General features: G+C 74.0%; 20 protein-coding genes. 12 read left to right on the top strand and 8 right to left on the bottom strand.

Annotated elements, in window-relative coordinates:
- The first annotated feature begins 45 nt into the window (after positions 1-45).
- Positions 46-1,350 (top strand): phosphoribosyltransferase family protein, encoded by a 1,305-nt coding sequence (locus tag J0910_RS21205; protein ID WP_420160297.1) that lies wholly within the window; start codon positions 46-48, stop codon positions 1,348-1,350.
- A 156-nt stretch (positions 1,351-1,506) separates the two neighbouring features.
- Here the strand turns inward: J0910_RS21205 and J0910_RS21200 are convergent, their stop codons facing one another.
- Positions 1,507-1,809: a WhiB family transcriptional regulator gene (locus J0910_RS21200; protein ID WP_275041868.1), complete on the bottom strand. Its 303-nt coding sequence runs from the start codon at positions 1,807-1,809 to the stop codon at positions 1,507-1,509.
- A 743-nt stretch (positions 1,810-2,552) separates the two neighbouring features.
- On the bottom strand, positions 2,553-3,200 hold the full coding sequence (locus J0910_RS21195) for an MBL fold metallo-hydrolase (protein ID WP_420160296.1): 648 nt from the start codon (positions 3,198-3,200) through the stop codon (positions 2,553-2,555).
- 424 nt (positions 3,201-3,624) lie between these two features.
- Here J0910_RS21195 and J0910_RS21190 point away from each other — a divergent pair, with 424 nt between their 5' ends.
- The 9 genes from J0910_RS21190 to J0910_RS21150 all read left to right on the top strand — a co-directional run bounded on the left by J0910_RS21190 (position 3,625) and on the right by J0910_RS21150 (position 14,569).
- Positions 3,625-4,032, top strand: a complete 408-nt coding sequence (locus tag J0910_RS21190) for a YccF domain-containing protein (RefSeq protein WP_420160295.1) — start codon at positions 3,625-3,627, stop codon at positions 4,030-4,032.
- Positions 4,033-4,098: 66 nt separating this feature from the next.
- Positions 4,099-5,412, top strand: a complete 1,314-nt coding sequence (locus J0910_RS21185) for an AI-2E family transporter (protein ID WP_420160294.1) — start codon at positions 4,099-4,101, stop codon at positions 5,410-5,412.
- A 152-nt stretch (positions 5,413-5,564) separates the two neighbouring features.
- Positions 5,565-7,163 carry an ABC-F family ATP-binding cassette domain-containing protein gene (locus J0910_RS21180; protein WP_420160293.1) on the top strand — a complete coding sequence of 533 codons (1,599 nt, stop codon included), beginning with the start codon at positions 5,565-5,567 and terminating at the stop codon, positions 7,161-7,163.
- 243 nt (positions 7,164-7,406) lie between these two features.
- On the top strand, positions 7,407-7,613 hold the full coding sequence (locus tag J0910_RS21175; protein ID WP_152523125.1) for a helix-turn-helix domain-containing protein: 207 nt from the start codon (positions 7,407-7,409) through the stop codon (positions 7,611-7,613).
- 115 nt (positions 7,614-7,728) lie between these two features.
- A complete protein-coding gene (locus tag J0910_RS21170) occupies positions 7,729-8,568 on the top strand; it encodes an enoyl-CoA hydratase/isomerase family protein (RefSeq protein ID WP_420162039.1) in 840 nt (279 codons plus the stop codon).
- A 371-nt stretch (positions 8,569-8,939) separates the two neighbouring features.
- A complete protein-coding gene (locus J0910_RS21165) occupies positions 8,940-10,355 on the top strand; it encodes a DEAD/DEAH box helicase (RefSeq protein ID WP_420160292.1) in 1,416 nt (471 codons plus the stop codon).
- Between the two features lie 816 nt (positions 10,356-11,171).
- Positions 11,172-12,629 carry an alanine/glycine:cation symporter family protein gene (locus J0910_RS21160; RefSeq protein ID WP_420160291.1) on the top strand — a complete coding sequence of 486 codons (1,458 nt, stop codon included), beginning with the start codon at positions 11,172-11,174 and terminating at the stop codon, positions 12,627-12,629.
- Positions 12,630-12,758: 129 nt separating this feature from the next.
- Positions 12,759-13,811: a permease gene (locus tag J0910_RS21155; RefSeq protein WP_420160290.1), complete on the top strand. Its 1,053-nt coding sequence runs from the start codon at positions 12,759-12,761 to the stop codon at positions 13,809-13,811.
- Complete coding sequence (locus J0910_RS21150) at positions 13,808-14,569, top strand: TIGR03943 family putative permease subunit (protein ID WP_420160289.1); 762 nt, start codon at positions 13,808-13,810, stop codon at positions 14,567-14,569. Before J0910_RS21155 ends, J0910_RS21150 begins: the two co-directional genes overlap by 4 nt.
- On the opposite strand, the gene J0910_RS21145 is transcribed toward J0910_RS21150, so the two are convergent.
- The 5 genes from J0910_RS21145 to J0910_RS21125 all read right to left on the bottom strand — a co-directional run bounded on the left by J0910_RS21145 (position 14,560) and on the right by J0910_RS21125 (position 19,277).
- The gene (locus J0910_RS21145; RefSeq protein WP_420160288.1) at positions 14,560-15,393 is read right to left on the bottom strand and encodes an IclR family transcriptional regulator; all 834 of its coding nucleotides are present in this window, start codon (positions 15,391-15,393) and stop codon (positions 14,560-14,562) included. The two genes, J0910_RS21150 and J0910_RS21145, sit on opposite strands and share 10 nt — an antisense overlap.
- The gene (locus tag J0910_RS21140) at positions 15,390-16,226 is read right to left on the bottom strand and encodes a carbohydrate ABC transporter permease (RefSeq protein WP_420160287.1); all 837 of its coding nucleotides are present in this window, start codon (positions 16,224-16,226) and stop codon (positions 15,390-15,392) included. The genes J0910_RS21145 and J0910_RS21140 overlap by 4 nt, the downstream gene beginning before the upstream one ends.
- On the bottom strand, positions 16,227-17,096 hold the full coding sequence (locus J0910_RS21135) for a carbohydrate ABC transporter permease (protein WP_420160286.1): 870 nt from the start codon (positions 17,094-17,096) through the stop codon (positions 16,227-16,229).
- Between the two features lie 82 nt (positions 17,097-17,178).
- A complete protein-coding gene (locus tag J0910_RS21130) occupies positions 17,179-18,576 on the bottom strand; it encodes an extracellular solute-binding protein (protein ID WP_420160285.1) in 1,398 nt (465 codons plus the stop codon).
- Positions 18,577-18,872: 296 nt separating this feature from the next.
- Entirely contained in the window at positions 18,873-19,277 is a 405-nt protein-coding gene (locus J0910_RS21125; protein ID WP_420160284.1) for an SSI family serine proteinase inhibitor, read from the bottom strand.
- 292 nt (positions 19,278-19,569) lie between these two features.
- Between J0910_RS21125 and J0910_RS21120 the strand changes: the two genes are divergently transcribed.
- Positions 19,570-21,006, top strand: coding sequence for a HAMP domain-containing sensor histidine kinase (locus tag J0910_RS21120; RefSeq protein ID WP_420160283.1), 1,437 nt, complete (start codon positions 19,570-19,572; stop codon positions 21,004-21,006).
- Positions 21,003-21,332, top strand: coding sequence for a hypothetical protein (locus tag J0910_RS21115; protein WP_420160282.1), 330 nt, complete (start codon positions 21,003-21,005; stop codon positions 21,330-21,332). Before J0910_RS21120 ends, J0910_RS21115 begins: the two co-directional genes overlap by 4 nt.
- Positions 21,333-21,450: 118 nt before the next feature.
- Here J0910_RS21115 and J0910_RS21110 read toward each other — a convergent pair whose 3' ends face one another.
- Positions 21,451-22,914, bottom strand: coding sequence for a serine/threonine-protein kinase (locus tag J0910_RS21110; protein ID WP_420160281.1), 1,464 nt, complete (start codon positions 22,912-22,914; stop codon positions 21,451-21,453).
- Between the last annotated feature and the right edge of the window lie 32 nt (positions 22,915-22,946).

The following is a 22,946-nucleotide window of genomic DNA, read 5'->3' as shown; positions in this document are numbered from 1 at the left end:
GCGCCCGGTCCGCCGGTTCGGCGGCGGGGCGGACGCCGGGACGCCATGAGCCCAGTACCCGTATCGCTGCCGTTCGCCGACCGCGCCGAGGCCGGGCGCGGGCTCGCCGAGCGGGTCCGCCCGTTCGCCGTCACCGACCCGGTCGTGCTGGCCCTGCCGCGCGGCGGGGTCCCGGTCGGCGCGGAGCTCGCCCGCCGCCTCGGCGTCCCCCTGGACGTCCTCCTGGTCCGCAAGATCGGCCTGCCCGGGCACTCCGAGTACGGGGTCGGCGCGATCGCGGAGGACGGCCACGCCTGCCTGGACCACGCCGCGCTGGCCCGGCACCGCATCGCCCCGGACGCCCTGGCCCCCGTGGTCGAGGAGGAGCGCGAGGAGCTCCGCCGCCGGCTCCGGGTCTACCGGGGCGGCCGGTCCGGCCCGGTGCTGACCGGCCGGGACGTCATCGTGGTGGACGACGGCGCGGCCACCGGCGGCACCGCGCGGGCGGCGCTGCGGATGGTGCGCCGGCGCCGCCCGGCGCGGCTGGTGCTGGCCGTCCCGGTGGCCTCCCCCTCGGCGCTGCAGGCGCTGCGCGCCGAGGCGGACGAGACGGTGGTGCTCAGCGCCCCGGAGAACTTCCAGGCGGTCGGCGAGTGGTACCGCGACTTCGAGCAGCTCACCGACGCCGAGGTGACCGCCCTGCTGGCGGAGGCGGTGACCCCCGGGGAGGCGGACACCGGGTGGACGGTGCACATCGAGGCCGGCGGGGTCCGGCTCGACGGCGACCTGGTCGCCCCCGAGGACCCGGAGAAGGTGCGCGGCGCCGCGGTGCTCGGCCTGGGGCACGAGCGGCACGCCGCCCAGCAGCGGGCGGTGGCCGCGGCGATGCGCGACGCGGGGTTCGCCACCCTGCTGCTGGACCTGATCACACCGCAGGAGTGGGAGGAGTCCCAGGGGGCGCCGGAGATCGGCTCGGGGGAGCTGGGCGCCCGGCTCGCCGAGGGGGTGCGCTGGCTGCGGGGCTCCACCGACCTGGCCGGCCCCCGGGTGGCGCTGTTCGGCTCGGGCGCCGCGGCCCCGGCCGCGCTGGCCGCCGCGGCCGCGATCCCGGCGGACGTCGGCGCGGTGGCGGTGCTGGGCGGCCGGATCGACATGGCCGAGGAGCACCTGCCCGGGGTGCGGGCGCCGACCCTGGTCCTGGTGCCGGGGGAGGACTCCTTCATCCGCGAGCTCACCGAGTGGGCCGTGGGCCGGATGCCGGTCCCCGCGGAGCTGCGCGTGGTCCCCGGCGCGGAGGGCCTGCTGCCCGGCGGGGAGGAGGGCCGCGCCGTGGGCGGGGCCGTCGCGGAGTGGTTCGCCCGGCACCTGTGAGAGCGCCGGCCCGAGGCCGGTGCGGACAACCCGAGGCGCCCTCGACGTGCAACGTCGGGGCGCCTCGGGTAACGCGGGTCATTCCGTTGTGTGCGGCCGGGGACCACCAGGGAGCAGCTCGGCTTCCTCGGGGGAGGGGCGGGGCGGCCGGGGCGATCAGGCCGCGGCGTTGGCGCGGCGCATTCGGCGCCGGCGCTCGGACGCGCGCTCGTCCTCGTTCAGGCCGCCCCAGGTGCCGTATTTCTCGGGACGCGAGATCGCGTAGTCGAGACATTCGGTGCGCACCGGGCACTGGGCGCAGATCTCCTTGGCCTTGCGCTCGCGGATCTCCCGCTCGGGCTGGCGCTCGCCGTCCGGGCCGAAGAAGAGCACGAGGTCCTCGCCCCGGCAGCCGGCGGCATCCTGCCACCCCCAGCTCGGGCGGGGGCGCAGCGCGGCCTGCCGACGTACCTGAGACATGGTTGAACCACCTCTGTCGAATCGCTAGTAAGCTGTGCTCAGCACAGCAGGGGTCAGACGAAAAACGTGCGGTCAAGGTCGTGCGGCGCGAGCGACCCCGCATGCCTGGAACGGCATGCCCTGATTCTGTGTTCCCTGTGTGGTGGAGACCACGAAAGGCGCAGATCCGCCGATTCTCGGCGAGGCGCTCACGCGAGCGGCCGGGGAGGTCTTGGCGCTCTCCCTGCGAGCCGGTACGTAATCATGCCATCCCCGTTCCCGCTCGTGCACGGGGGCCGGGGAAATTCATCGCGGAACCGTTACCGAAGGACCGGGGTGGTCGCGGCCGGGGGCCGCGGCCCGCTCCAGATCGGCTCCGGAACGCGAGATCCGGCCTGGCGAGCCGGATGTAGAACATCGTATGAGGAATTTCGGTCCCTGCCTAGGGGTGGCTCCTGATGTGCGGGTCACATTCCGGTCTAGACCAGGTGGGGGCGGTCCCGCGGCCCCCGGCCGCTCCGCGCCGCCGGACCGACCGGGACTTCCAGGTTCGGGGCCGGGCGCCGCCGGGCCGCCCTCGGCGCCGGCCGCCGGGCCCTCCGGAGGGGCGGGCGGCCGTGCGCCCGGCCCCGCCGCGCGCTCCGGGAAAGGCCCTCCCGGACACGGCCCCGGAAGGCGGGGGAGCGGGGGCGGGCCGGGGCGCCTCCCCGGCGGCCGGCCCGCGGCGGCGCCCCGGGGACCAGCGGAGAAGGCCCGCCCGCGGGCTAGAGGTCGCGGCCCTCGCCGGGGGCGAGGCGGCTGTAGGCGGTGTCCGGGGCCAGCAGGCCGAACATCCGGGCGAACACGCCCAGGCCGTTCTCGCTGAGCAGGCCGTCGTGGATCGCCACCGCCTCCCGCGGCGCCGCCGCGCGCAGGTAGTCGACCACCTCGGACAGCTTGCACCAGGGGGCGTGCACCGGGACCAGGAGGGTGGCGACCGGGTCCTCCGGAACGGTGAGCGCGTCGCCCGGGTGGAAGAGCGCGCCGCCGGGGGCCTCGATCCGGAAGCCGACATTGGTGATGACCGGAATGTCCGGATGGATCACCGCATGGCGCTCGCCGTACACGTGCACGTCCAGGCCGGCCATGGCCGCGGTGTCGCCGTGCGCGACCTCGTGCACCCGCAGGCCGGGCTCGGCCTCGCGGAGCCGGGCCGCGATGCCGGCGTGGGTGAAGACCTCCAGGTCCGGCCGGGCCCGCCGGGCCGCGCGGATCCGGTCCAGGTCGAAGTGGTCCGGGTGCTCATGGGTGATCGCGACGGCGTCCGCGCCGACCGCGGCGTCCGGTTCGCTGAACCCGCCCGGGTCGATGACCAGGGTGCCGCCGCGGTGCTCCAGCCGCACGCACGAGTGGCCCCGCTTCTCCAACCGCATGTGTCGCCTCCCCGCGCCGGCGGGGCGCGCCGTCCGGGCGTCGCCCCTTCCCGCCGGACCGTCTTCTCGGCCCCGACCCTACCGCCCGCCCCGCGGGGGGAGCCGGCACCGCTCCGCGCCTCCGGAGGGCGGGCTCCGCGCCCTTCCGCGCCCTCCGGGGGATCCGCCCCGCGCTTTCGGCGGGCGGCCGCGGCGGTTTCCCGCACGGCCACCGGGGACAGTTCCTGATGAGTCCGGGAGCACCGGAGCGCGGACGGGAAGGGCCCGTCCGGTGCGCGGGCGCGCCCCTAGGGGAGGCGGGTCGGGGACCGGTCAGGGGGCGCGGAGGGAACGCCCCCGCCGCGTCCGGCGTCGTACGGTTCGACGCGGCCGGGCGGGAGGGGCCGCCGCGCACCTCGGAGAAGAAGAGAGTAGGAACGGGAACATGGCGCTGCTGAGGTTCGTCCTCAATGTGATCTGGCTGGTGGTGGCGGGCTTCTGGCTGGCCGTCGGCTATGTCGTGGCCGGCCTGATCTGCTGCGTGCTGATCGTGACCATCCCCTTCGGGGTGGCCTCATTCCGAATGGCGAACTACGCTCTGTGGCCGTTCGGCCGGACGATCGCCAAGCGCCCCGGCGCGGGGGCGCCCAGTACGGTCGGGAACGTCATCTGGCTCATCGTGGCCGGCTGGTGGCTGACGCTCGGCCACATCGCCACCGCGATCGGCCTGGCGGTGACCATCATCGGCATCCCGATGGCGTGGGCCTCGCTGAAGATGATCCCCGTCGCGCTGGCGCCGTTCGGCAATGAGATCGTGACCAGCGAGCGGGCGCGGGACCCCTGGAAGTTCTGACCCGGCGCCCGGTTCCGCCGGGGGCCCGGACCGGAGGCAGATGAGCAGCGAAGGGACGATGTGCGGATGAGATGGCCGGGCGATTGGGCGTTCTTCCGGAGGCGCCGGGCGGCGGCCGGCGGCGCGGACGGGCGGTCCGAGCCCGCGGCGGCCGAACCGCCGGCGCCGGAGCCCCCCGAGGAGGACGACCTGCTCCGGCGGATCAGCGAGGCCGCCTGGCGGATGCTGATCATCGGCGTCGTCGTCGCCCTGCTGCTGTGGGGCCTGGCCTACCTCAGCGTGATCAGCGTCCCGGTCATCCTCGCGGTGTTCCTCACCGCGCTGCTCATGCCGCCGACCAACTGGCTGCGCCGCAAGGGCCTGGGGCGCGGCCTCTCCACCACCCTCACCTGCGTGGGCGCGCTCGTCCTGCTCGGCGGGGTGGTGACGCTGATCGTGCAGCCGGCGATCTCCGGGTTCAGCGGGCTGGTGGACAGCGTCGACAAGGCGCTGGACAGCGTCACCGGGATCGCGACCGGCCTCGGCCTCCAGCCGGAGCTGGTCAACCAGATCGTGGGCGCCGCCGACCAGGAGCTCACCGACCTGCTCGCGGACAACCGGGACCAGCTGATGACCGGGGTGTGGACCGCGGGCACCGCGGTGCTGGAGGTCCTGCTCGGCCTGGTGCTGATCCTCGTCCTCACGGTGTACTTCGTGCACTCCGGGGACAAGCTGGTGGAGTGGCTGCGCGGGCTGGTCCCGGCCGCCTCGCGCCGCCCGCTCCAGGCCGCCGGCGAGCTCGCCTACGGGGTGATGGGCCGCTACGTGCGGGGCGTGGCCACGGTCGGCTTCATCGACGCGGTCGGCATCGGCATCCCGCTGTTCTTCCTGATCGACCCCGGGCTGGCCATCCCGCTGATCGTGCTGACCTTCATCGGCGCCTTCCTGCCGATCGTCGGGGCGTTCGCCTCCGGGCTGCTGGCCGCGGTGGTCGCCTTCGTCACCGAGGGCCCGCTGGCCATGCTGCTGGTCATCGCGGCGGTGCTCATCGTGCAGCAGCTGGAGAGCCACGTCTTCGCGCCCCGCGTCTACGGCAAGGCGCTGGACCTGCCCGCCGCGGTGGTGCTGGTCGCGATCAGCGCCGGCGGCATCATCGGCGGCATCGCCGGCATGTTCCTCGCCACTCCGGTGGCCGCGGTGCTCGCCGCGCTCCTGCGCGACCGCCCGTTCTCCCGGGAGGAGCCGGCCGCGGAGGCGTCCGAGGCCGGGGCGGGCGCCGGGGAAGCATCGGCGGCCCCCGCGCGTTCCACGGGCGGCGGGAACGGGTCGGCGCCGGCCGAGCGCCCCGCCTCCGAAGCGGGCCTGGAGCCGCGGGCCGCGGAGAAATCAGGGGTGGACTGAGAGGGCCATCGGATACCCTTTCCGAGTGCACCTGATCCCCGGTTGACCGCCGCGCCCCCGACCCTGCCCCGCCTCCCGGGGCCGGGCCGGTCCGCGAGCGCTCCCGGCGCCCCCGCAGCACACGCCTTCCACCGCAGAAAGACGCCTGTCCCATGCTGATCGCCTCTGGCCTCGAAATGAGAGTCGGATCCCGCCTGCTGCTCGAGCCCACCTCCTTCCGCGTCGGCCCGGGCGACCGGGTCGGGCTGGTCGGGCGGAACGGAGCGGGCAAGACGACCCTCACCAAGGTGCTGGCGGGCGAGGGGATCCCCGCCGCCGGCTCGGCCGGCAGCACGGGGAGCGTCGGCTACCTCCCGCAGGACCCCAGGGCGACCGACCCTGAGGAACTCGCGCGCGACCGCATCCTGTCCGCCCGCGGCATCGCCGACACGCTCCGCCGGATGCGCAGGGCCGAGCAGAAGATGAGCAGCGACGACCCCCGGCTGCGGGACCAGGGCGTGCGCGCCTACGCCCGCGCCGAGGAGGAGCTGCACGTGATGGGCGGGTACGCCGCCGAGTCGGAGGCGGCCTCCATCGCCAGCAGCCTCGGCCTGCCCGACCGGGTGCTGGCCCAGCCGCTGGGCACCCTCTCCGGCGGCCAGCGGCGCCGCATCGAGCTGGCCCGCATCCTGTTCAGCGGGGCGGACACGCTCCTGCTCGACGAGCCCACCAACCACCTCGACGGCGACTCGATCGTCTGGCTGCGCGACTTCCTCAAGGCGCACCAGGGCGGCCTCATCGTGATCAGCCACGACGTGGAGCTGGTCGAGGACGTGGTGAACAAGGTGTTCTACCTGGACGCCAACCGCTGCGTCATCGACGTGTACAACATGGGCTGGAAGGCCTACCAGGAGCAGCGCCAGGCCGACGAGCGGCGCCGCCGCCGCGAGCAGGCCAACGCCGAGAAGCAGGCCGGGGCCCTGCTCAAGCAGGCCGACCGGTTCCGGGCCAAGGCCACCAAGGCCAAGGCCGCCCAGCAGATGGCCAACCGCGCCGAGCGGCTCCTCGACTCGGTCCAGGGCGGGCGGGCCGCCGACCGGGTCGCCAAGCTCCGCTTCCCCGACCCCGCCCCCAGCGGGCGCACCCCGCTGATGGCCGAGGGGCTCTCCAAGGCCTACGGGTCGCTGGAGATCTTCGCGGGGGTGGACCTGGCCATCGACCGCGGCTCGCGGGTGGTCGTGCTCGGCCTCAACGGCGCGGGCAAGACCACCCTGCTGCGGCTGCTGTCCGGCGTCGAGAAGCCGGACACCGGCCGGGTCATCGAGGGGCACGGGCTCAAGCTGGGCTACTACGCCCAGGAGCACGAGACCCTGGACGCCGGCCGGAGCGTGCTGGAGAACATGATGTCGGCCGCCCCGGACCTGCCCGAGGTGGAGGCCCGAAAGGTGCTCGGGTCGTTCCTGTTCACCGGGGACGACGTGGCCAAGCCCGCGGGGGTGCTCTCCGGCGGGGAGAAGACCCGGCTGGCCCTGGCCGCCCTGGTCGTCTCCAGCGCCAACGTGCTGCTGCTGGACGAGCCCACCAACAACCTCGACCCGGCCAGCCGGGAGGAGATCCTCGGCGCGCTGCGCAACTACAAGGGCGCGATCGTGCTGGTCACCCACGACGAGGGGGCGGTGGACGCGCTCCAGCCGGAGCGGGTCATCCTGCTGCCCGACGGCGTCGAGGACATGTGGACCCCCGACTTCGAGGACCTGATCACGCTCGCCTGATCCCGGCGGGGCGGTGCCGGCGCGCGGCCGGTTCCCGCCCCGTCGGCGCGTCTCCGTTGACTCGGCCGGGTAAAACGGGTCAAGTTTTGTGCTGTCCGCAAACAGGTGAACCGGTCCCGGTACGACTCGCTCCAGGTGCCGGAGGGTAGCCAGTGACGATCTCATGGCTGATCATGGGCTTTCGATACCGCCCCGTCCGGGCGGTCCCCGTGCAGGCGGCACTGAACCCACCAGGAGGAAGTCGTGGCCGAGACGCTGAGAAAGGGCACCAGAGTGACGGGAACCGAGCGTTCCGAGCTGGCTACGGAACTCAAGAGGCGCTATGACGGCGGCGAGAGCATCCGCTCGCTGGCCGCGGCCACCGGCCGCTCCTACGGTTTCGTGCACCGGCTGCTCACCGAGGCCGGGGTGACCCTGCGCGGCCGCGGCGGAGCCACCCGCCGCACCTGAGCCGGGGCTACCCCCCGGTAACAAGGGGGGCGGCAGCACGGCTACGGTGTCCACCGTTGAATACGACGACGGGTCGCGCCGGGTCCCCGGGGCGGCCGCGGAACCGGAGGTGGGCATGGCCGAGCAGCGGGAACAGGGCGCGGGCGGCGCGGCGGTCCTCGGCGAGGCGGAGCAGACCGCGGCGGGGCTGCGGCTCTCGATCGACGGCGGGCTGGCCGAGATCACCATCGCCAGGCCGGAGCGGCGCAACGCGATGACCGGCCGGACCTGGACGACCCTGGCCCATGTCGGCCAGAATCTGCCGGAGTCCGTCCGAATCGTCGTGCTGAAGGGGGAGGGGCCGTCCTTCTCCGCCGGGATCGACCTGGCGATGTTCTCCCCCGAGGGGGTGCCGGGCGAGCGCTCCCTGATGGGGATGGTCGGCGACGACCCGCGGAACCGCGCCGAGCTGGACGCGGCGATCGCCGAGTACCAGCGGGGCTTCACCTGGCTGCACCGCCCCGACATCGTCTCCATCGCCGCGGTGCGCGGACACGCGATCGGGGCCGGCTTCCAGCTGGCGCTCGCCTGCGACCTGCGGGTGCTCGCCGACGACGCCAAGCTGTGCATGAAGGAGCCCGCCCTGGGGCTGGTCCCCGACCTGGCCGGCACCAAGCCGCTGGTGGACGCCGTCGGGGTCTCCCGCGCCCTGGAGATCTGCCTGACCGCGCGCACCGTCGCCGCCGACGAGGCGGCCCGCCTCGGCCTGGCCCAGCTGGTGGTGCCCGGCGCGGAGCTGGACGCCGCCGTCGCCGACCTGGTCGCGGCCCTGCAGGCGGTTCCGCGGGACGCGGCCGCCGCCACCAAGGAGCTGCTCCTGGGCGCCGCCGGGCGCACCCTCGACGAGCAGTGCGCCGCCGAGCGCGCCGCCCAGATCGACCGGCTCAACGCGATGGCCGCCCTGATGCGCGGCTAGACCATTGACGGGAGAAGCCCGCCCCCCCGGGCGATGATCTCGGGGCCATCAGAGCGCTCTGATGGCCCCGAGATCATCGGGGGAAGGGCGGCCGCCCGTCCCTCCCGGGCCCGGCCGCGTCCGCCGCGAGGTGCGGATCACCGCTGGGAATCCGGGGCGCCGGGGCTTCCGGAGGGCAGGTCTAGTACCCTTCTGCGGGCGGCTGATCTTCGCTGCGCGCATCCGGCGCGCCGGGCCGCTCTTGCGGCGGGGAGGCCGGACGGCCCCCGAGCCGCATGCTCCGGCGCGTTTGTGCGATCTCTCCGCTGTGGCCCTGTGCCGCGGGGCCTTCCTCGAAACGCCGCCGATTCGACGAGGAAGGTAAACGTCACTTGACGGACAATGCCGCCTGCGCCGGCTTCGGTGATCTCGGGCTGCCCGAGAAGATCGTCGAGAAGCTGGCGCACAACGGTGTGACCCGCCCGTTCCCGATCCAGGCAGCGGCGGTTCCGGACGTCCTCGCCGGGCGCGACGTGCTCGGGTGCGGCCGCACCGGGTCGGGCAAGACCCTCGCCTTCGGCCTCCCGCTGCTGGTGCGCGCCGCCGAGCGCCGCGCCGAGCCGCGCCGGCCGCGCGGCCTGGTCCTGGTGCCCACCCGCGAGCTCGCCCACCAGGTGCGCGACGCGCTCATCCCCTACGGCAGGGTGCTCGGCGCGCGGATCGGCGACGTCGTCGGCGGCAGCTCCTACACCCGCCAGATCAACGAGCTGCGCCGCGGCGTGGACGTGCTGGTGGCCACCCCGGGCCGGCTCAGCGACCTGATCGAGCAGGGCGCCTGCGAGCTGGGCGACGTGCTGGTCTCGGTCCTCGACGAGGCCGACCAGATGTGCGACATGGGGTTCATGCCGCAGGTCAGCGACCTGCTCGACCGGGTCCGTCCGGGCGGCCAGACGCTGCTGTTCTCCGCGACGCTCGACGGCGACGTGGACACCCTGGTGCGCCGGTACATGAAGGAGCCGCGCACCCACTCGGTGGACCCGCCGGTCTCCCAGGTCACCACCATGGAGCACCACCTGCTCAAGGTGCTCCCGAGGGACAAGGCCAAGATCGTCATCGAGATCGCCGCGCGCGACGGCCGCACCATCCTGTTCGTGCGCAGCAAGTACCGGGCCGACGCGATCAGCGAGCAGCTGATCGCCGCCGGCGTCCCGGCGGCCTCGCTGCACGGCGGCAAGACGCAGAGCGTGCGCACCCGGACGCTGGCCAAGTTCCGCGAGGGGCGGGTCCAGGCGCTGGTCGCCACCGACGTCGCCGCCCGCGGCATCCACGTCGACGGCATCGACATGGTGGTCAACGTCGACCTGCCCGCGAGCCACAAGGACTACCTGCACCGCGGCGGGCGCACCGCCCGGGCGGGGGAGTCCGGACGGGTCGTCTCGCTGGTCCAGCCCAACCAGCGCCGGATGGCCCGGCGCCTGCTCGGCGACGCCGGCGTCGAGGTCCAGCAGCACCTGGTCAACCCCGGCGACGAGCTGCTGAGCGAGGTCACCGGGGCCCGGCAGCCCTCCTGGGAGCCGTGGATCGAGCCGCCGGAGCCGGAGCGCCCGCGGCGCGGGCGCGGCGGGCCGCGCCGGGGCCGCAGCGGCGGCCGCCGGTTCGACGGCGAGCGCCGCGGCGGCCACGGCGGTGAACGGCGCGGCGGGTTCTCCGGCGAGCGCCGGGACCGCGACGAGCGCGGCGGCGAGCGCCGCGGCGGCCGCAAGCCCTACCGCGGCGACCGCGAGGACACCCGCAGCTCCCGGGGCTGACCCGGACCCGGGAACCGCACCCGACCGCCCGCCGCGCACCGCTCCCCGGAGCGGCGCGCGGCGGGCGCCGCCGTTTCCAGGCGGCCCCCACTGGACGGTGCGAGGTCTCCGCACCCGGGGGAGTCGGCCGGCCCCGGCCTCCGACAGGGCGGGCGCCCTCCGGCGGGCGCTGCGCAGCCCCCTTCCGAACCGGTGCGCGGGGCCGCTCGCCGTGGACGCGCTTGGACGCGGAAAGGCGCCGCGGTCCCGGGGCGAGGGGCGGCGGGCGCTCTGCCCGGTGCGGGGTGTCCGGTCGCGCGAGTGCCTCTCGGCCGTGGGGCCCGCCCCTGGGGCCGGGGCGGCCCTGTTCCCTGCCCGGGATCGGCCGGGGCGCGGTGCATCGCTCTTCCGGGATGGGCGGCGCGCGGTGGGCCCGTCCCGGAGGGGAGAAGAGGGCCCGCTGACCCGGGAGAGGGGGAGACCGGCGGGCGCACCGCCCGGTGCCGGGCGGCCGCCCCCAGAGCGGGTGCACCGCGGTCGACGGGGCGGTGAAGACACGGCGTGCGGCATATGTCGGTCGGTGTCGTACCGCGTCCGGACGGGGTGTTTAATGTTCCACGGCCCACAGGCGTGGACAGCGCCGATACGGGGCCGGCGGCGTGTCGCTGAAGCGGGACGCCGCGCGTCAGCACAAGGATGAGGCGGCGGGCGCACGGCGTTCGGTGCGGCCGGGACGGCCGCTTCCGGGATGCGCGCGCCCGGCCGTCGCACACGCCGTCCGGTCCGGCCCGAGAGGCGGGGCCCCGGCGTGCCCGCCCTGTTAAGGAGCAGCGCCGAGTGGAAGCGTTGAACGACGGCATCGTCGCAGTGAACGATGCCTTCTGGGGTTACCTGCTCATCCCGTTCCTGATCCTCCTCGCGCTGTACTTCACGGTGCGCTCCGGAGTGGTGCAGGTCCGACTCCTCCCGGAGATGTTCCGGGTGCTCGGCGGCCAGCCGCCCACCGCCGCCGACGGCAAGAAGGCGATCTCCGCCTTCCAGGCCTTCGCCATCTCGGCGGCCTCCCGGGTGGGAACCGGCAACATCGTGGGCGTCGCCACCGCCATCGCGCTCGGCGGCCCCGGCGCGGTGTTCTGGATGTGGGCGATGGCGCTGCTGGTCGGCTCGGCGGCGTTCGTCGAGTCCACCCTCGCGCAGCTGTTCAAGGTGCGCGAGCGGACCGGGTTCCGCGGCGGCCCCGCCTACTACATGCAGCACGGCCTGGGCGCCCGCTGGATGGGGCTGGTCTTCGCCGTCGTCATCACGGTGACCTTCGGCTTCATCTTCAACTCCGTGCAGACCAACAGCATCGCCGACGCGATCGCCGGCTCGGTCGAGGTCGCCGGCGCCGCCCCGGCCGCCTGGCTGAGCTGGGCGATCGGCCTCGGCCTGGTGGCGCTCACCGCCGGGGTGATCTTCGGCGGGGTGCGGCGCATCGCGCACGTCGCCCAGCTGCTGGTGCCGTTCATGGCCCTGCTCTACCTGCTGCTGGGCATCGCGGTGGTCGTGCTCAACGCGGGGGAGATCCCCCGGGTGCTCAGCGACATCGTGCAGAGCGCGTTCGGCGTCCAGGAGTTCGTGGCCGGCGGCATCGGCGCCGCGATCGTGCAGGGCATGCGGCGCGGCATGTTCTCCAACGAGGCCGGCCTGGGGTCGGCGCCCAACGCGGCCGCCACCGCCGCGGTGAGCCACCCGGTCAAGCAGGGCCTGGTGCAGACCCTGGGCGTCTACTTCGACACCCTGCTGGTCTGCTCGATCACCGCGTTCATCGTGCTGGTCGCCGACCCCTCCTACGGCACCCGCGAGGGGGCGAGCCTCACCCAGGCCTCCCTGGAGGCCAACCTGGGCGGCTGGTCCGTGCACGCGCTGACCATCATCCTCTTCCTGCTGGCGTTCACCTCGGTGCTGGGCAACTACTACTACGGCGAGTCCAACCTCAAGTTCATGTCGGCCTCCCCGTCCGTCCTCACCGGCTACCGGGCGCTGGTGCTGGTGATGGTCTTCCTCGGCGCGGTGGCGCCGCTGGACCTCGTGTGGACCATGGCCGACGTGTTCCAGGGCGTGATGGCCACCATCAACCTGATCGCGCTGGTGCCGCTGGCCGGAATCGCGTTCCTGCTGCTCAAGGACTACACGGCGCAGCGCCGCCAGGGCCTGGACCCGGTGTTCACCCGGGACCGGCTGCCCGGTGTGCCCGGCGTGCAGGTCTGGGAGGGCGAGGAGGAGCGCCCGGCCGGGAGGCTCGACCGGGAGTAGGCCCCGCGGCGCCCCGGTTCCGGGCGCCGGCACGCGTACGAAAACCGTTTTCGGTAGCATTCGCCGGGACGGCCGCCGCCGCGGCCGTCCCGGCCCGCTTTCCCGCGAACCCGATGACGGAGTGCACTCGTGTCCGACAGGCCCCCGGGCTCCTCCCTCGGCGACTCCCTGGTCCAGGACTGGGGCGGCCCCGGCGAGCTCCCACCGTCCGACTGGGGGCGGCCGAAGGGCCCCCGCCGCACCGCGACGGTGTGGCTGTTCGCCCTGTTCATCACCGCCATGGCGGCCGGCAACCTCTGGCTCTCCGACCGCTTCACCCACGAGGCCTTCCTCGCCTGGGCCACGATCTTCACCGCGATCTCGCTGCAGGCGCTGCCGTTCCTGGTGTTCGGCGTGGCGCTGTCGGCCGCGCTGACCGCGTTCGTGCCCGCCTCGTTCTACCGCAAGGTCATCCCGCGCAACCCGGTGGCCGCGGTCCCGGTGGCCGGGCTCTCCGGCATGGTGCTGCCCGGCTGCGAGTGCGCCTCGGTCCCGGTGGCCGGCGGGCTGATGAAGCGCGGCATCGCCCCCGCCGCGGCGCTGACCTTCCTGCTCGCCGCGCCGGCGATCAACCCGGTGGTGCTGATCGCCACCGCGGTGGCCTTCCCCGGGCAGCCCGAGGTGTGGATCGCCCGGCTGGTCGCCTCGCTCGGCGCCGCGGTGGTCATCGGCTGGATCTGGGCGCGGTTCGGCAAGGCCGACTGGATCCGCCCGCCCCGCACCCCGCACGACCCCGACGCCCCCAAGTGGCGGGTCTTCCGCGACTCGATGGTGCACGACCTGGTGCACGCCGGCGGGTTCCTGGTGGTCGGCGCCCTGGCGGCGGCCACCCTCAACGTGGTGATCCCGCGCGAGTGGGTCACCGGCCTGGCCGACCTCCCGGTGGTCTCGGTGCTGGTCACCGCGGCGCTGGCGATCCTGCTGTCGATCTGCTCGGAGGCCGACGCGTTCGTCGCCGCCAGCCTCAACCCGTTCCCGCCCACCGCGCTGCTGGCGTTCATGGTGGTCGGCCCGATGGTCGACATCAAGCTCATCGCGCTGCAGGCGGGCACCTTCGGCTGGGGGTTCGTGCGCCGCTTCGTCCCGCTCACCTTGCTGGTGACCCTGCTGTCCACCTTCCTGATCGGAGCGCTGATCCTGTGAACCGCATCGCGCAGGGGCTGGTCCTGGTGCTGCTGGGCGCGGCCGCGCTGGGCTCCTCGGCCTTCTCCGAGCTGTACCTGAACTACGTGCAGGGGGCGTTCCGGCCGTTCCTCATCGCCGCGGGGGCGGTGCTGGTCCTCCTGGGCGCGCTGGTCGTCGCCGCGGACCTGCGCACCGCCGCCCGGGGCGAGGAGGAAGAGGAGGGGCACGACTGCCAGGGCCACGGCGACGACCACCACGGCGGGCCGCGGGTCGCCTGGCTGCTGGTGCTGCCGGCGGTCGCGGTGTTCGTGGTCGCGCCGCCGGCGCTGGGCGCCTACACCGCCGCGGCGTCCGGCGCGGCGGAGGCCCCCGACCCCTCCCGGGTCGACCTCAGCGAGTACCGGGACGACCCGTTCGCCGAGGCCGGGGACGGCCCGGTCGAGCTGCAGCTGCAGGAGTTCGTCTCCCGGGCCTGGACCGACGAGGAGCGGACCATGTCCGGCCGGACCGTCGAGCTCACCGGGTTCGTCGTGCCGCACCCCGAGGGCGAGGACGAGGGCTGGTACCTGGCCCGGCTCCAGATGGCCTGCTGCGCCGCGGACGCGGTGGTCAACCGGGTGCTGATCACCGACGAGCCGGCCCCGGAGACCGACTCCTGGTGGACCGTCCGCGGCACCTGGGACGAGCCCGAGGGCGACCTGCAGTCCGTCCGGGACCACCGGTTCACCGTCGAGGAGATGCGCGAGGTGGAGAACCCGCCGGACCCCTACGAGTGACGGCCCTGCGGGGCGGGCGCGCCCTGCGGGGGCGGAGGGGGCGGCGCCCCCAGGTCGTCGGAGATCCGCGCGGCCACCGCCGCCACCTGCGGCCCCAGCTCCCGCACCCGGGCCGCCGGCAGCCGGCTGGCCAGCGACGAGACGCTGATCGCGGCGACCGGGTCCCGGTTGTGGTCGAAGACCGGCGCGGCCACGCAGCGCACCTCCGGCTCGTTCTCCCGGTCGTCGATCGCGTAGCCGCGCTCGCGCACCCGGCGCAGCTCCTCGGTGAAGACCTCCGGGTCGGTGACGGTGCGCGGGGTGGCCGCCGGCAGGCCCGCCGCGATCACGTCCGCCACCAGGTCGGCCGGGCTGAACGCGAGGATCGCCTTGCCGACCGCGGTGCGGTAGGCGGGCCGCCGGGAACCGATCCGCGAGGCCATCCGGACCGTGGTGGTGTTCTCCACCTTGTCGGCGTAGACGACGTCGTGCCCGTCCAGCAGCACCAGGTGGCAGGTGTGGCCGGTGCGCCGCATCAGCCCGCGCAGGTGCTCGGAGGCGACCGAGCGCAGGTCCATCTGGTCCAGGTAGGCCTGCCACAGCGAGAGCGCCGCCGGCCCCAGCCGGAACCGGCCGGTGCGCGCGTCCCGGGTGAGCAGCCCCGCCTCCACCAGCGGGGCGGACAGCCGCAGCACCGAGCTCTTGTTCACCCCCACCCCCTCGGCGAGCTGGGTGAGGCTCGCCCCGCCGCTGTCCGCCGGGCGGGAGCGGACGTAGTCGAGGATGGCCAGCGCCCGCCGCAGCGACGCCGAGGAGTTGCGCCGAGGGGTCAGGTCGACGTTCATCCTTTCACCGCCCCTCCCAGGCCGGAGGCCAGCCGGCGCTGGACGAACAGGAAGAACACCAGCACCGGGATGGTCATCAGCACGGACCCGGCCATGATGCCACCCCAGTCGTTCTCGTCCGGTTTGAAGAACGACAGCAGCGCGATCGGCAGGGTCTGGTTCTCCTGCGCCGAGATGATGAACGTCTTGGCGAACAGGAAGTCGTTCCAGGTCATGATGAACGAGAAGATGCTGCACGCCACCACCCCGGGGGCGACCAGGGGGAACAGCACCCGGGTGACGAAGGTCAGGCTGCCCGCGCCGTCCAGCTGGGCGGCCTCCTCCAGCTCCTTGGGCACCGCCGCGACGAAGCCGCGCAGCATCCAGATCGCCAGCGGCACTGCGAAGGCGGTGTGCACCAGCATCAGCGAGCCCAGGTGGTTCAGGCCCAGCTCCGGGACGGCCTGGCCCATGTTGCGCATCAGGAAGAACAGCGGGATGGTCAGCGCCTCCACCGGCACCATCTGCGCGATGAGCACCAGCACCAGCAGGGTGGTGCGGAGCCGGAAGCGGTACCGGGTCAGCGCCACCGCGGCGCAGAACGCGCAGAACGTGGAGGCGGTCACCACCACCGCGGCCACCACCACGCTGTTCAGCAGGTACTGGCCGAAGCCGTCCACCAGCAGCACCCGGCGGAACGAGTCCAGGGTGGGGGTGAGCGTGAACGGCATGGGGTCCCCGGCCTCCAGCGCGGCCCGGGGCTTGAGCGCGGAGAGCACCATCCAGTAGAGCGGGAACGCGACCACCAGGGCGATCAGCAGCCCGGCGGCGTCGGTCCGGATACGGCGGAGCAACTACAGCACCTCCCCTTGGCGGCGCAGCGCGCGCAGGTAGCCGAGCGTGATCAGGAGCAGGAGCAGGGTGGTGATCACGCCGATGGCCGACCCCAGCCCGTACTGGCCGGAGGCGAACGCCTTCTGGTAGGCGTACACGTTGAGCACCAGGTTCTGCCCGGCGATCCCGCCGCCGCCGGTCATGATGTAGATCTGGGTGAAGATCTTGAAGTCCCAGATGATGGACTGGATCGTCACGATGGTCATCGCCGGGCGCAGCATCGGCAGCATCACCGAGCGGGCGATGCGCGCGGTGGAGGCGCCGTCCAGCCGGGCCGCCTCGATCACCTCCTCGGGGATCGCGCGGATCGCGGCGTACAGGGTGACCATCACGAACGGGAACGAGCACCACAGCACCTGCGAGGCCACCAGCACGAACGCCGAGGTCTTGGTGTAGGTCCAGGAGTGCCCGGCGAACTCGGTCAGCCCCAGGCCGGCCAGGGCCTGGTTGACCGGGCCCAGGGTCGGGTCGAACAGGAAGAGCCAGACCGCGCTGCCGGTGACCGCGGGGGTGGCCCAGGCGCCCAGTGCGGCGAGGAACAGCACGGTGCGCACCCACGGCGAGAGCCGGGTCGCCAGCACCGCCAGCCCGCCGCCGAGCAGGATCGTGCCCAGGACGCAGGCCCCGGCGAACACCACCGTGTTGAGCAGCACCTCCCAGAACTGCGGGTCGGAGAGGAGCTCCCGGTAGTTGGCCAGACCGGTGAAGCGCAGCGGCTCGGCGCCGGTGACCTGCGGCTGCCGGTAGTCGAAGAAGGAGACCAGCACCAGCTGGTAGAGCGGGTAGACCAGCATCGTGCCCAGTACCGCCAGGGCGGGCACGAGGTACATCCAGGGTTCGAGGCGCCGGCGCCCGGAGGCGGTGCCCCCGGGGCGCCGGAGCGGAAGTGCGGGGATTCCCATGGCGCCCGGGTCACTCCCCGCCGAAGGCGTCGTCGAGCGCGGTGGCGGCCTCACCGGCGGCCTCGTCCACCGAGGCGTCGCCGGCGGCGACCTTCTGCACCATGGTCGGCAGCACGCCCTCGGCGTCGACCGCGGCCCAGGCGCCGGTCACCGGGACGAACCGGGTTCCGGCGTCCAGCGTCTCGATGAACGGCCCGGCGTCGGGGTCGGACTCGGCCAGCTCGTTCTGCACGTCGCCGAAGGTGGGCAGGTTGCCCATCGCGTCGTACATGTCGCGCTGGTACTCCTTGCCGGCCAGCAGCTTCACGAACTCCACCGCAAGGGTGCGCCGCTCGGTCCCGGCGAGCACGCCGAGGTTGTTGCCGCCGGCGAAGGCGGGGGCGATGCTGCCGGGCTCGGTTCCGGGCAGCGGGATCACCTCGGTGTCCTCGGCCACCTCGCTGTCCTGCACCGCCTTGAGGTTGAAGTTGCCGCCCAGGGTCATCGCGGCGCGGCCCGCGACGTAGTTCTGCACGCTGTCGTTGCCGGTCATCTCCGAGCAGGTCTGCGGCGGGCAGTTGTCGTCGGAGAGGATCTCGCCGTAGAGCTCCAGGCCGGCCTTGGCCTCCTCGGAGTCGATGGCGGCGGTGTAGGCCCCGTCACCGCCCTCCTCCGCCACGTCGCCGCCGTGCGCCCAGACGAACGGGAGGAAGGCGTAGGTGTAGGCGCCGCCGACGGAGACGCCGAGCATGTCCGGGTCCTCCTCGCGGACCTTCCGGCCGGCCTCGACGACCTCCTCCAGGGTCTCCGGCCGCTCGATGCCGAGCTCTTCGAAGACGTCGGTCCGGTAGTACAGGGCGCGTGCGCCCAGGAACCACGGGACGCCGTAGGAGGCCCCGTCGACCTGCGCGGTGGCGGCGACGTCCTCGGAGATGTCGGCGTGGTCCTCCCACTCGGCCAGCTCGTCGGAGATGTCGGCGAACCCGCCGGACTCCACGTAGCCGGCCAGGTCGGTGTTGCCGTACTCGGCGACGTCGGGCGCGGAGGAGGGGTCGTTGAAGGCGCCCTGGAACCGCTCGGCCCGGGTCTCCACCGGGATGTACTGGACGTCGACGGTGACGCCGTCGTGCGCGGACTCGAACTCCGCGACGGCCTCGTCGACCACCTTCTCCTTGGGCTCCTGGTCGACCTCGGAGAAGAGCCAGACGCGGAGCGTGCCCTCCATCTTGTCGGCGCCGGAGCCGGCGCCGTCGGTCTGGGCGGGGGCGCATGCGGCCAGCACCGCGGCGAGCCCGGCCAGGGCGCAGGCGCGGAGCGGGCGGGAGAAGGAGAGGGGGGACGGGGGGAAGGCCGGTCGGCCTGAAGCGCGGGGGCGGCCCGAAGCGCCTCCGCTGAGGGGGGTGGCGGGCGATGGGCGGGAAGGTCGCATCGGATCTCCTTCGCCGGTTATAGGGGGTGGGGGAAGGCGCTGACCGGTACGGACGGGACGAGTGCGACGAATGGTCTATACCGGATCGAACCGCCTGATGGGGCTTGAATGTAAGGTCGCCGCCCGGAGCGGCTGAAGAGAGGGTGTGCAAAGTTGTGCATCGCACAACGCCTGGACCGCAATGCAGCACATCGGCGAACACCGATGCACACCGGGTGACGTGCCGAGGGGGCGGGCACAGCGGAGAGGGCCGCCCCGAGCAGGGGCGGCCCTCTCCGCTGCGTCCGAGGGGCGGTTCAGAAGGCGAACACCCCGTCCGTGCCGTTCCGGGCGGTGCACGGGTTGCTGAAGGTCTCGGAGTAGTCGACCGGCTCGGAGCCCCAGTGGCCCCGGGCGGAGAGCCGCACCGGCCGGTACTCCATGGTGCACGCGCCGCCGGAGGGCCGCAGCGAGGAGAAGTCCCCGCCGGCGGACTCCAGGGCCGCGCAGGCGTCCGCGGCGGACGGGTGCGAGCCGCCGGCCGGCCGGCAGGTCAGGGTGGTCGAGCGGGGCGCGCCGCCCTCCCCCTCGCTCCAGGACAGCACGAGCCGGGAGCCGGCCTTCGGGGCGTCATCGGCCTGCGCGGGCGCGGCGCCGGCGAGACCGGCGGCCCCCGCTGCGACCAGGGCGGCGGCGACGGCCGGGGCGAACCTCTTCAGCATGGGAGCTTCTCCGTTCCCCTTCGAGATCGTTGCGGACGGTAATCTAGTCGCAACTCATCGTCCTCTGTGCGGGAATCGCCGAAATCCCCCGAGGCTCCGGATGCGGCGGGCGGGGAGCGCGGTGACGGTGCCGGAAGAGTAAGGCGGACGGTGCGGGCGGCGGCAGGGGCCGCACCGGCCCCACCGGTAAATAGATGACAAAAGTCCGTTTCGGTGCTGTGTTCGCCGCCCGGTGCGGGCCGCCCGGTTGGGAGGATCGTCGGACAGGGCGGCGCAGAGACCACGGGGGGCCATGAGCGGCTGGCGGCTGGCGCGGCCGCGCTCGATCAGGGCGCGGATGACCGTGCGCGCCCTGGGGGTGGTCGCCCCGGTCATCCTGATCTGCATCACCGTCGTCTCCGTGGTGCTCCGGCACGAGATCGAGCGGGAGCAGGTGGACCGGGCCGCCCAGGCGGCCCGCCAGGTCGCCCTGCACCTGGCCGAGTCCGGCTACTCCGAGCCCATCCCGGCGGCCGACGGGGTGCTCCGGATCCAGGTGGTGGACGGGTCGGGCGAGGTCGTCGCGGCCAGCGACGCGATGCAGGGCCGCCCGCCGCTCAGCGACAGGCTGCCCGCCGAGAACGACTTCCGGGTCGACGACAAGGTCTGCCCGGACGACCTCTCCGGGCGCTGCCTGGTGGTGGCCGGCTTCGAGACGGACAGCCGCGCTTACGGCCCGGTCGTCGTCTACGCCGCGATCGTCTCGGCGGAGGTGACCGACGGCTTCCTGCTGGAGTTCGGCCTGGTCGCCGTCGCCCTGGTGGTGCTGCTCGTGGTCGGCTGGCTCACCTGGTGGGGCACCGGCCGCACCCTGCGCCCGGTGGAGAGCATCCGCTCCGACCTGGAGCGGTTGTCCGCGACCGACCTCCGCCACCGGCTCGCCCTGCCCGGAACCGGCGACGAGCTCGCCGACCTGGCGCGCACCGCCAACGCCACCCTGGACCGGCTGCAGACCGCGATGGAGCGGCAGCGCAGCTTCGTCTCCGACGCCTCGCACGAGCTGCGCAACCCGATCGCCGGCATGCGCGCCCGGCTGGAGGTGGAGCTGACCGACCCGGAGCTGGGCGACACCGCGGCGCGGCGGTCCCTGGAGAGCGTGCTCGGCGACGTCGAGCGGCTGCAGCGGATCGTGAGCGACCTGCTGGAGCTGGCCCGGCTGGACGCCGACGTCGCCCGCGCCGAGGAGCGGGTGGACCTGGCCGAACTGGCCCGGGCCGAGGCCGGGCACCGCGCCGCCGCGGCGGCGCGCATCGACACCGACCTGGAGCCGGGCGCGGTGGTGCGCGGCAACCGGCTGCGGCTGGCCAGGCTGCTGGTCAACCTGATCGCCAACGCCGAGCGGCACGCCCGGTCGCGGATCCTCGTCGCGGTCCGCGCCGAGGACGGCGGCGCCGGGCCGGAGGCCGTGCTGGAGGTGCACGACGACGGCGCGGGCATCCCGGAGGAGGAGCGGGAGCGCATCTTCGAGCGCTTCGCCCGGCTGGACGAGTCGCGACGGAAGGACCCCGGCGGCTCCGGTCTGGGCCTGGCGATCTCGCGCGGGGTGGCCGAGGCGCACGGCGGCACGCTGACCGCTGGGGAGAGCCCGCTCCTGGGCGGGGCGGTGTTCGTTCTGCGGGTGCCCGCCGGGCCTTCGCGGGGCGGGCCGGAGCCGGAGCAGGGGAGAACCGAGGGGAAGGAAAGACGATGAGCGAGCGCGACCCGGAATGGGAGTCGGAGAGGTTCGGCGGCGGCGACCCCCGCGTCCGCCGCGCACGGGGCGAGGAGGAGCGGCTCCAGGCGGACATGGGCGACGACGAGCAGGAGAGCGACCTCTCCCTGTGGGAGCGCTACATCGACGACCCGCCGGAGGGCGAGGTCGACGTGGTCGACGACGATTCCGCCGGCGAGCTGGGCATCGACGCCGAACTGGCCCAGGAGCGCCGCCCGGGCGAGCAGGAGGACGGCTACGCCGAGTACGCCGAGGAGGAGGAAGGGCCCGAGGACGAGGCGGTGCACACCACCGACCGGCCCTGACCGGCCCGGCCTGCCGGAGCGGCCCGCCCGGCGGACCGCGCCCGCACCGCCCGAGCGGCGGACCGGACGGCCGGCGTGGAGCCGGTCGGCGAGGGCCCGGACGGAGAGGGAGGGCCGGTCACGTCCGCCGGCCGTCCGGTCCACTGGACACGGCCGCCTTGTGGGCGGCCGCTTCGAGCCACGGCCCGATGCCGCCGTCGGTGGTGAGATCGGCCCGGTAGGCCATCGCGATGATCAGGTAGCGGTGGCGCCAGCGCCGGTGGCACCAGCGGAAGTGCTTCCGGCCGGGGACGAAGGGCCTGACGTCGGGTCCGGACCTCCGGAACAGCGTGCCGATGTGCCACTGCGGGCGCCATGTGGTCAGGTTCCAGTGCGCGGGGCCGTCCAGGAACTCGTACATCTCCACGGCCTTCGCCTTGTCCGGGAAGGGAAAGACCGACACCGAGACCGTGACCGGGTTGTGCGCCGTGGCGAGGGGTCCGGGCTGCTCCGTGTAGACCCCGGCCGCCAGCCGGGTGCAGCCGAGGGCGATGATCTTCTCGACCACCTCGCCGGCGCTGGCGGAACCCTCACCGGTGGCGGCCAGGTCGCACGGCTGGATCCCTGAGGCCACCCGGGCGAATTCGATGCCCTTGTAGGAGACGAACCTTTCCGGGAGCAGCGCGTCCACGGTGAACGGGGTCCGGTCGGTGTCGCTGCTGCGCCAGGAATCCGGGTCGGCCGCGGGCCCGGTCCGCTCGCCGCCGGCGCGCGCGGTGTACTCGGTGGTCGGCGCGTCGCCCCCGGCCGGCGGGGGTGCGCTGCGGCCGGTGAGCAGCATGTCGAGGACCTGGCGTGCGGTGGGCCGCTGGTCGGGCTCCTTGGCGGTGCAGGCCAGGACGATGCCGAGCAGCGGCTCGGCCAGGTCCCCGGTCTCGGGCGGGCGGGTGAGGACGCGGTTGATGCGGGCGGCCTGGGTGGGGCCGGGGAAGGCCTCGGCGCCGGTGGCGGCGTGGACGATGACCGATGCCCAGGCGAACAGGTCGGCGGCCGGCCCCAGGGCGGTGCCTTCGAGCTGCTCGGGGGCCATGTAGCCCAGGGTTCCGATGCGGGTGGCCGAGGAGGTGTCGGCGTCCAGGGCGCGGGCGATGCCGAAGTCGATCACCCGGGGCCCGTCCGGGCCGAGCAGGATGTTGGCGGGCTTGAGGTCGCGGTGCACCACCCCGGCGGCGTGGATCGCGTTGAGCGCGGTGATGGTGTGCATGGCCAGGCGCTGCAGCTCGCCGCCGGTGCGCGGGCCGCGGTCGCGGACGTCCTCCTCCAAGGTGGGGCCCTTGATGTACTCGGTGGCGATCCAGGGCCGGGCGGCCTCGGCGTCGGCGTCCAGCACCTCGGCCAGGCAGAAGCCCTGCACCTGGCGCATGCTGTCCAGCTCCCGGGCGAAATACCGGCGTACTCGGGCGTCCTTGGCCAGGTGGGGGTGGAGCAGCTTCACCGCCGCCTGCCGGCCCGAGGAGTCCTCTCCCAGGTGCACCGAACCGAACCCGCCCGAGCCGATCTCGCGCACCAGCCGGAACCCGCCGACCTTCCGCCCTGTTCCCACTGGATCCCCTTGTCCGTCTGCCCTCCCGGTGT

The organism is Nocardiopsis oceanisediminis (genome assembly GCF_048595525.1).
GTDB lineage: Bacteria > Actinomycetota > Actinomycetes > Streptosporangiales > Streptosporangiaceae > Nocardiopsis_A > Nocardiopsis_A oceanisediminis.
Note: the sequence above shows the minus strand (reverse complement) of the source record. Positions and strands in the feature narration are given on the sequence as shown.

Coding starts and splice junctions, on each gene's coding strand:
- J0910_RS21205 (WP_420160297.1), top strand. CDS start 46: ATGAGCCCAGTACCCGTATCGCTGCCGTTCGCCGACCGCGCCGAGGCC.
- J0910_RS21200 (WP_275041868.1), bottom strand. CDS start 1,809: ATGTCTCAGGTACGTCGGCAGGCCGCGCTGCGCCCCCGCCCGAGCTGG.
- J0910_RS21195 (WP_420160296.1), bottom strand. CDS start 3,200: ATGCGGTTGGAGAAGCGGGGCCACTCGTGCGTGCGGCTGGAGCACCGC.
- J0910_RS21190 (WP_420160295.1), top strand. CDS start 3,625: ATGGCGCTGCTGAGGTTCGTCCTCAATGTGATCTGGCTGGTGGTGGCG.
- J0910_RS21185 (WP_420160294.1), top strand. CDS start 4,099: ATGAGATGGCCGGGCGATTGGGCGTTCTTCCGGAGGCGCCGGGCGGCG.
- J0910_RS21180 (WP_420160293.1), top strand. CDS start 5,565: ATGCTGATCGCCTCTGGCCTCGAAATGAGAGTCGGATCCCGCCTGCTG.
- J0910_RS21170 (WP_420162039.1), top strand. CDS start 7,729: ATGGCCGAGCAGCGGGAACAGGGCGCGGGCGGCGCGGCGGTCCTCGGC.
- J0910_RS21145 (WP_420160288.1), bottom strand. CDS start 15,393: ATGAACGTCGACCTGACCCCTCGGCGCAACTCCTCGGCGTCGCTGCGG.
- J0910_RS21135 (WP_420160286.1), bottom strand. CDS start 17,096: ATGTACCTCGTGCCCGCCCTGGCGGTACTGGGCACGATGCTGGTCTAC.
- J0910_RS21130 (WP_420160285.1), bottom strand. CDS start 18,576: ATGCGACCTTCCCGCCCATCGCCCGCCACCCCCCTCAGCGGAGGCGCT.
- J0910_RS21125 (WP_420160284.1), bottom strand. CDS start 19,277: ATGCTGAAGAGGTTCGCCCCGGCCGTCGCCGCCGCCCTGGTCGCAGCG.
- J0910_RS21120 (WP_420160283.1), top strand. CDS start 19,570: ATGAGCGGCTGGCGGCTGGCGCGGCCGCGCTCGATCAGGGCGCGGATG.
- J0910_RS21115 (WP_420160282.1), top strand. CDS start 21,003: ATGAGCGAGCGCGACCCGGAATGGGAGTCGGAGAGGTTCGGCGGCGGC.